This is a genomic window from Vibrio sp. Vb1755, assembly GCF_033338635.1.
GTDB lineage: Bacteria > Pseudomonadota > Gammaproteobacteria > Enterobacterales > Vibrionaceae > Vibrio > Vibrio alginolyticus.
The window spans coordinates 1-1,180 of sequence record NZ_JAWOTA010000259.1; the positions used below are offsets into that span (position 1 = coordinate 1).

The window sequence follows — 1,180 nt, forward strand, 5'->3', positions numbered from 1 at the left end:
TCTCAATTTGAGAATCAAAAATGAACGATGATTTAGATGCAGATTGAAAATTGAAGAGGAGAGTTTGGCTTTATAACCGTGCCATTAACGTGAGCTGAAAAAACAAATGCAATACCTGTCTAAACTTTATGATTTACATTGCAAACCATTACTTATGTTGATTGTTCTGAGTCGAAGAATTAACACTGACAAATAGGTAAATCGGTGGAGTTACGTTTCAATAAAGATGCTTTTTTGTACAAGGTTCCCCCATGCCATTAAAAATGACATTGATTGCCCTTGCCGTTATGGCATCTGCGCAGCCCCAAGCGAATACACCTATAGCTCCGCCCGTCTCTCTTGCTGAAACCTATCAAGATGGAATAGATGTTTCTGAGTATTGGTACAGTGAGAAACTCGATGGAATTCGAGCCTACTGGACAGGTCAACACCTCGTGACCCGAAACGGAAACCGAATTTATGCGCCCGAGTGGTTCACTGAGTCACTCCCGAACTATCCATTGGATGGTGAGCTTTGGGCCGGACGCGGAAATTTTCACATTGTTCAGCAAACCGTTCTTGATAAAACACCAATTGATAGCGCGTGGCGCGAAATCGATTTTATGGTGTTTGACATGCCGTATTCCGCAGGATAGTACCGAAAACGTTATTACAACATTCAGGGGTTAGTATTTGATATTGATGAGCACCACATCAAATACGTTGAGCACCGAGCTATCCAAAACGAGCAACATTTGTTTGCTCAACTGGATAAAATTTCCTTGTCCGATGGCGAAGGCGTGATGCTGCGTAAAGTGTCGAGCCGTTACCAAGCGGGCAGAGGAAGCGACTTACTTAAACTAAAGCGCTACGCCGACACAGAAGCTCAAGTGGTTGGCTACAAACCGGGAACGGGGCGTTTGCTTGGGATGATGGGCGCAATGCTCGTGCGTTTGCCAGATGGTACAGAGTTTTACATCGGCAGCGGTTTTACGGATGAAGTTCGTCGCCATCCGCCGAAAATCGGTTCTACCATTACGTTTAGATACAACGGATTTACCCAAACGGGGAAACCAAGATTTGCTCGCTTTTTGAGAGAACGATTCAAGGAGTAGGTGAGTTTCCCACTACCACGCCACAACGTTTAAAAAGACCCTGCCAGAACTTAACATGTTCGAGGGTCTTTGTTCTAAATTGCTCA

General features: G+C 44.6%; 1 protein-coding gene and 1 pseudogene. One reads left to right on the top strand and one right to left on the bottom strand.

What is annotated here, in order from left to right; genetic code table 11:
• Window positions 1-251: 251 nt before the first annotated feature.
• Window positions 252-1,094 (top strand): annotated as a pseudogene (locus tag R7E00_RS24350) (DNA ligase).
• Here the strand turns inward: R7E00_RS24350 and R7E00_RS24355 are convergent.
• Window positions 1,084-1,180, bottom strand: a 97-nt coding sequence (locus R7E00_RS24355) for a DUF3080 family protein (RefSeq protein ID WP_256627043.1), incomplete at its 5' end; no start/stop codon positions are given. The pseudogene R7E00_RS24350 and the gene R7E00_RS24355 sit on opposite strands and share 11 nt — an antisense overlap.